The 5548-nt window shown below is 58.7% G+C and carries 5 protein-coding genes and 1 pseudogene; all 6 read right to left on the bottom strand.

All coding sequences use genetic code 11. The features are described 5' to 3' along the window. The coding region (locus EN749_RS29620; RefSeq protein ID WP_245491517.1) for a C45 family peptidase at positions 1-495 on the bottom strand (495 nt) is incomplete at its 3' end. A 326-nt stretch (positions 496-821) separates the two neighbouring features. After that, positions 822-1709 (bottom strand): ABC transporter permease, encoded by an 888-nt coding sequence (locus EN749_RS29625; RefSeq protein ID WP_128364487.1) that lies wholly within the window; start codon positions 1707-1709, stop codon positions 822-824. 8 nt (positions 1710-1717) lie between these two features. Beyond that, on the bottom strand, positions 1718-2542 hold the full coding sequence (locus EN749_RS29630; RefSeq protein ID WP_128364488.1) for an ABC transporter permease: 825 nt from the start codon (positions 2540-2542) through the stop codon (positions 1718-1720). Positions 2543-2624: 82 nt separating this feature from the next. Continuing rightward, positions 2625-3665, bottom strand: a complete 1041-nt coding sequence (locus tag EN749_RS29635) for an extracellular solute-binding protein (protein ID WP_128364489.1) — start codon at positions 3663-3665, stop codon at positions 2625-2627. 36 nt (positions 3666-3701) lie between these two features. Then, on the bottom strand, positions 3702-4814 hold the full coding sequence (locus EN749_RS29640) for an ABC transporter ATP-binding protein (RefSeq protein WP_210214736.1): 1113 nt from the start codon (positions 4812-4814) through the stop codon (positions 3702-3704). Positions 4815-4994: 180 nt separating this feature from the next. Next, positions 4995-5443: pseudogene (locus tag EN749_RS29645) on the bottom strand (IS21 family transposase); the annotation flags it as partial. Between the last annotated feature and the right edge of the window lie 105 nt (positions 5444-5548).

Here is a 5548-nt window from a genome sequence, read left to right on the forward strand (position 1 = left end):
CCCCGGTAGCATGCCGGGGTACATGAAACTGCTCCAGGCGAGGCCTTCGTCGGGCTCAACCTCAACCCACATACAACCGCCTAGAAACCCCGCGGCACCGTCCTCGTTATGGGCGATTATCGCCGGAGCGTCGCCTTCCGCTGGAATGAGAAGAGTGGTGCAGCCGGCGGCGGCTACGGCTTTCGTTACTGAGGAGACGTGCTCCGGTAGCCGTAGATCGCCCCGGCAGTTCCAGAGGAAGACCGTTTCGAAATCCTGCCCGGCACCTTCGGCGATGCCCTCGATCTCACGCACAATGTAGGGATAGGCCGCGCGGGCTGCTGATTCCAGCGCACGAAGATATTCCGATCCACGCCAGCGGGCGTAGAGTGCCTGGAATTCCTCGGTGCCCAGGACGCGCTGGCGGAAGCCGGAGGCGGTGGCCCGCCCGAGCGTGAAGCCGATGGAAAACGCGTCGCCCTTAGCGCGAACGCGGGAGATGGGATTTTTGGACATATGCGGCCTCTGCTTTCTGTGAGTTTACTATGAATCTACCGGAGCGAGCCGGCGCAACATTGGGCATTCCGCGAGGTCATACCAACTGTGGGGCCGGCCCGGTTAGCACCATCCGTTCCCTCAGAATCCGTCCCTTGGGGTTGGTGGTACGTTGAAGAAGCTCTGTCGACACCGAGAAGGCACTTGATCTAACAAAGGCGGCCAACCTCTCGCTCTCCATTGACCCCGACCAAGCGGCGCCTATTCGCCAGACGCATGAGTGACCTCACTCATTCACGTCCATGCATGAATAAAGTCCGCTCGTTCAGCGATCCCTCTAGATAGGGCTAGTCAGGTCCCGATTTGGCCCGCTCTCCGAACCTCATCAGCAGGGCCGATACCACGAGCAGAAAAATACTGATTCCGGTAAGCAAAGAGGCGATGGCCGTGATCGTCGGATTGATCTGGAGTGCCAGCTCATTAAACATCCGCTTCGGAACGGTTTCATAGGTTCCTGAGATGAAGGTCGTGACGATGACCTCGTCGAAGCTGGTGATAAATGCGAAGATCCAGGCGGCTCCGATACTGGGAAGAACGTTAGGAAGCAGGACTCGCCACAGCATTACTGGCGTAGAAGCCCCTAACGTGAAGGCCACCTGCTCTAATCTGACGTCGAAACTCCGGAAGGCGACGGTCATCACGAGGACTACTACCGGAACCCCAAGGACCATGTGGCCGATGATGAGCGCTGGCAAGGTTCCCAGCAGACCGATACGCGCGAACACAAGATATAGCGCCAGCGCGGTGATGATGGATGGAACCACGATCGGCACGATGAAATTAGCCTCGACAACCAGCCGTCCGGCAAACCTCCCCCGCACCAAGCCGTAGGCGGCCGAGCCCCCAAGCAGTAGCGCCAGAGTGCTTGCAGCAACCGCCACTTCTAACGAGGTCCATAGATCGTCGATCCAGCGTGGATCCGTGAAGAATGCTGCATACCAGCGAAGCGATAATCCGGGGGGTGGAAATTGGAGTGCGCTCGCGCTCGAGAACGACATTGGCACGACCACAAGGATCGGCAGAGATAGGAAAAGGAGGACTGAGACCGCCGCCGCACCCAAGATCACGCGGTCGAGGGCAATCTTGCGCCGGTGCACCACGATCGGCATAGCCTCAAATGCACTCGGGGTGATCGGCATGTCGTGGCGGTCGTTTCGCCCTTGTCGATTGCTCATGACACTCCTCACATGCCCGAATGCGGCGCGACGCGGCGATAGAGCGCGTAGAGAGCGAGGCTGGCCGCAAGCAATACGGTAGAAATTGCTGCGGCCAGTTCCCAGTTCGGCATCTTGTTGATCAAGACGTCGAGGACATTTGCAATCATTGAGACGCGCCCGCCGCCAAGGAGCGCCGGAGTGATGTAGAACCCGATTGCTGAGATGAAGACCAAGAGAGTGCTCGCGGCAAGAGCTGGCAGAGTCAAGGGAAAGAAAACCATCCAGAATGTCTGGACGTCCGATCCGCCTAAGGTCGCTGCGGCCTGCAGCAGGCGTCGGTCGAGCTTCGTCATCGCGGCATAGAGGGGTAGGACCATGAACGGGATGAGAATGTTCGTCATGCCGATGATCACCCCGAGTTCGTTGTACATCAAAGCGATTGGTTGATCTATAACACCCAGAGACAGAAGCGCCCGATTGACGATGCCAGCGTTTCCGAGGAGTACGATCCAAGCGTAACTCCTCACCAGGACGCTGACCCAGAAGGGTATGACTACGAAAGCCATCGCGACCAACCGCCCAGTTGGCGATAGCCGAGTCATCCAATAGGCAACTGGATATCCAAGCAAAGCGGAGCAAAAGGTGGTAATTGCGGCCACCTTGAAGGTGTTCAGCAGGACTTTGAGATAAACCTCTTGCTCAATGAGGTGTTGGTAGTTTGCCAGCGTCCAGGAGGGCGCGAAGCTGGTACGCAACATCAGCAAAATCGGAACGTCGAATGCGACCAACATAATCACAGCTAACGGAAGCACGTATGCAAAACCGTTGCGATTGAGCCCGGTACGTCCCATGTCCTAAATCCGCCAGCTGTTTTATTCCCGGCTCGCTGCCCTATTCACTTCCAGGCAGCGAGCCAGAGGATTCAATATACTTTCAAAGTCCCAACTTGAATTCCTGCCAGCGCTCTTCGACTTCCTTGCCGTGATCGACCCACCATTTGTAGTCGTAACCGACCTGGACATCCTTGTTCTGCTTCGCGGTCGGGAACTGACCGATCTTATCCTTTGGCAAGAGGGCACTAAGATCCGGGCTGGTTCCGGTATACGAAATGACGGTCGCCGCCACAGCCTGATTCTCCGCTACAGTCATCTCGTGCAGCAGCTTCATCGCGGCAGCCTTTTGCGCCGGGTTGGCGCCGCGCGGGACGGCGAAGAAGCTGAGATCGATCAGACCTTGGTTGAACGAGTAGTCCAGCTTCGGCTCGGTGGTGACCCGCCCTGACCATGCGATAGCGTACTGAACTTCATTGTCATTCAGGAGTTGGGGCGGCTGGGCACCGGTGGACCACCAGACGGCAACGTCGGGGCTAAGCTTTTTCAAGCTATTGAAGGCTCGGTCAAGATCGAGTGGATAGAGCTGTTCAGGCTTAACGCCGTCAGCCAGCAAAGCCATCGGAATAGCATAAAATGCTATGTCCGGGAGGGCGCGCTTACCCGGGAAATCTTTCACATTCCAGAAATCGGCCAAGGTCTTTGGCGCCTTGGCGTCCTTACGCCACGTCATGATTGTTGAATAATACTCATATCCCAGTGCGTAGTCATCGTGCGCCTCGGGAAACATCGGCAATGGAGCGATCGCACCCCAATCGAGCGGTTCAATCAGGTTCAAAGCCTTGGCCTGCTGAACCTCAGTGCCAACGAGCTCGAAAAGCACTGCCGAGATGCTGCCGGACGCGACCATCGCCTGCAGCTTTCCGATCCCGTTCGGGTTCTCGCGAACCACCTTTACGCCAGTCTTTTGCGTGAACGGCTCGATGTAGCCTTTCTGGATCGAGTCACCGGATTGACCGCCGGCTTCGACCATGCGGAGTTCAGTTACCGCATCATCCGCCCTGGCGTCGAAGGAAACACCAGCGAAGATCGTTACGCCTGCAAGCAATGCTAACAAAGTGGAAAGTGTTCTTTTCGTTTTCATGGTGGAGTTCCTCTCAGCGTCTTCTTAGTGGTTGAGTTAGACTCTTAGTAATTCGGGCGCGGCTGGCTGGGCTTTGGCCCGCGACGTGCCGCCCTCAGGAATGAGCCACACGGCTTCAGCATCCCAATCGAGGCGAACGGATGCCCCAGGCGGATATGGCTGCCCCGTTTGCATGCAAGCGGCGATCAATGGTGTGCCGTGCACTGTCTCGACATGATAACGAACGGTCTGGCCGAGATAGACGGATTCGATGACGGTCGCGGGGACACCCCGCTCCGAATTAGGCCCGAGCACGCGAACATGTTCAGGCCGTATGCTGATGGTAACGAGTGACCCGGACGGCTCGTCCGAAGCGCGGTAGGGCAATTCCTCGCCGGAGCGGAGCCGGATAACCCAATTCCCGGCACCATGCCGGATCGCTTCGCCATCAAGGCAATTGGTAGTACCGAGAAAGCCTGCGACAAACCGGTTGGCGGGTCTAGTATACGCTTCCAAGGGCTCGGCGATCTGCTGGACCGCGCCGTCGGCCAGGACCAGCACGCGATCCGAGAGGGAAAGCGCTTCCTCCTGATCGTGGGTGACCAGGATCGTGGTAATTCCGAGTTTGCGTTGCAATTGTTTTAGCTCAACTTGCAACTGCTCGCGCAGCATTCGGTCCAGAGCCGCAAGCGGCTCATCGAGCAACAGGATATCGGGCTGAAACACGATGGCCCGCGCAAACGCGACGCGCTGCTGCTGGCCGCCGGAAAGCTGCGTAGGGCGTCGGGCTTCGAAACCGCGTAGTCGCACCAGGTCCAGCGCGTCGCCGACCCGCCGCCGCGCATCCTCTGCCGGCACGCCCCGGACCTTCAACGGAAAGGCGACGTTATCGAACACTGACATATGCGGAAACAACGCGTAGCTTTGGAACACCAGCCCGATATTGCGTTTCGCCGGTCGGGTTGCCGTAACGTCGCGCCCACCGAGGACGATACGACCGGTAGTCGGCTCTGTCAGGCCGGCAATCAGCGAGAGGACCGTCGTTTTTCCCGACCCGCTGGGTCCGAGAATAGTGACGAACTCACCCTGCTGGGCCACGAAGTCGAGCCGCTCCAGCGCGCGGAACTGGCCGTATTGCTTCGAAAGCCCCTCAAGACTGATCGATGCCATCGCCCGGGCGCCTCCCTTGTTGCTCTGCTCCATATCTTCGTTAAAAACCATTGCGCGTCTAACATTTTTTGGACATGGATCAATCGCGAATGAGCAATAATGCCCTATCAGGTATCTTCGGGGCGTTCGTCGCGATCGCGGAGCGCGGCGGATATACAGGTGCGGCCCGCTTCCCGAACATCCCTGCTCCGGAGGTGGCCGGTCGCGCATCATGCGCTCGACCAGAATGGCGGCGTTGGGGCCGATCCTGGCCGCCCGGCTGATCAGGCTGGCCGGCGTGGTTGGCGTAGCGCTGGTGCGCCTTGGGCATGTGTTCGTTGACGGTGACATGGCCGGAATGCTGCGAGCGACGCACATGGCTGGCGACACGCTGGGGATCATGGAAGATCTCTACCACTCGTGAGTGAGCCGCACCTCGAGCGTGCGCCCGATGAGTCGGTGCGGCACCGAGTAGAAGGTCTCGTCGACCTCGACATGGTAGTCAGGATGGACCTTCGCCGACGCTTCCACTCGGCGTATTCGAACGGTGCTGCCCGCAGCGGTCTCAAGGCAGCCCACTCGATCTCCTCGAACAGTTCGCGGCGGCTTTGGCCGATATGGCGCATCGGCCGGTTGTTCAGCTCCTCGAGAGTTCGGCGGTCCGCCGCCCGGCTCCGTTGGGGTCGATTTGTGGCGCATTCCGGCACGTCTTCGTCAAGAAGCTTTGTGCGGACGAGGTGAGGACTGATATTGCC

It is taken from the genome of Mesorhizobium sp. M7A.F.Ca.ET.027.02.1.1 (assembly GCF_004022985.1).
In the GTDB taxonomy this organism is placed as follows: Bacteria; Pseudomonadota; Alphaproteobacteria; order Rhizobiales; family Rhizobiaceae; genus Mesorhizobium.